Raw genomic sequence first — 1229 nt, forward strand, 5'->3', positions numbered from 1 at the left:
GTGTGCTAACGCCAGGAATCGCATGCGTTTCCTGGCGTTGGTTTCTGCCTTGGCGAGGGCCAAGAAATCGATTGGATCGGACATACTGAGTACAGTGAAACCAGAATAGAGCAATTAGATCACATCTTTAATCTGATTGGTATTACACGAAAAAAAAAGCGCACAAAATGTGCGCCATTTCGATGAATGGTTGGTAGCCGCAGCGTTTCCTTAGCCCCAGGGTTCGGAAACCGACTTTTTTGTCGAACTACCATCAGGTAACCAGCTACCTGACTGCCCAAAGCAGAAGGCCAATTACTGGCTGATGCCCCCTACAGATGCTCTTGCAGCGTCACAATCCTACCAAAGTTGATTAAAGACAGCAAAGATGCGGTTCCCTCATTTAGCGCGAAAAATATGCCGCCAGAGGGCCGCAATAAAGCGCCGAGCTTGTCATGGTGTGATCATTCATCAGCAGCACTTTGGGATTTTAGAGCCGCGTACAAAGCGGTCTTGCTCACCTTGAGCCGGCTGGCAGCCTCTCTCACATTCAAACCGTTAGCGATATGTTTACGGGCCAACAGCAACTTGTCGGTGGTGACGACAGGTTTACGTCCCCCTTTGCGCCCACGAGCTGCGGCGGCGGTTAATCCTGCTTTGGTGCGTTCGCGGATTAGATCGCGCTCGAACTGTCCCAGGGCGCCAAAGACATGAAAGATGAGCCGCCCGCTGGGCGTCGTGGTATCAATTGTTTCCGTTAGTGACCTAAAGCCAATGCCACGCGCTTCCAATCCGCCGATTGTTTCTATCAGATGGGGAAGCGAACGACCAAGTCGATCAAGTCGCCAGACAACTAACACGTCGCCGTCGCGTAAATAGTTCAGAGCTGCGGTCAGACCGGGGCGCTCGGCTTTAGCACCAGACACCGTGTCCTCAAAAATGCGTTCGCAGCCAGCTTGCTGCAACGCATCAGTCTGTAGGCTTGAGTTCTGTTCCGTAGTCGACACCCGAGCGTAACCGATAAGAGCCATTGTGCATCTCCCCTTGTCCGTCTTTCCGTCCGTTTATCTTATTGTCCCAAAACTCATGGAGCAAGCATATTGCCGGTATCTATTCACCAGGACGGGGTTGACGGCATCAGTTCTGCCGGGATGGGATAATCTGTCTTCTCGATGCACGCCCTGACCACGGCCCTCAACCACTCCTGTGGGCAGCGGCCCAATCGCTTGCCGGTCTCCACCAACGACAGG

At 53.1% G+C, this 1229-nt stretch carries 1 protein-coding gene; it reads right to left on the reverse strand.

Annotated elements, in window-relative coordinates:
- Positions 1–443: 443 nt before the first annotated feature.
- Entirely contained in the window at positions 444–1010 is a 567-nt protein-coding gene (locus J9889_RS08035; protein ID WP_052815161.1) for a recombinase family protein, read from the reverse strand.
- Positions 1011–1229 lie beyond the last annotated feature (219 nt).

Origin of the sequence: Aeromonas sp. PrichA-15 (assembly GCF_017939245.1) — a bacterium.
Classification (GTDB): Bacteria; Pseudomonadota; Gammaproteobacteria; order Enterobacterales; family Aeromonadaceae; genus Aeromonas; species Aeromonas caviae.

What these genes read in the sequence shown, in the direction of transcription:
- J9889_RS08035 (WP_052815161.1), bottom strand. Translation starts at nt 1,010, where the DNA reads ATGGCTCTTATCGGTTACGCTCGGGTGTCGACTACGGAACAGAACTCA.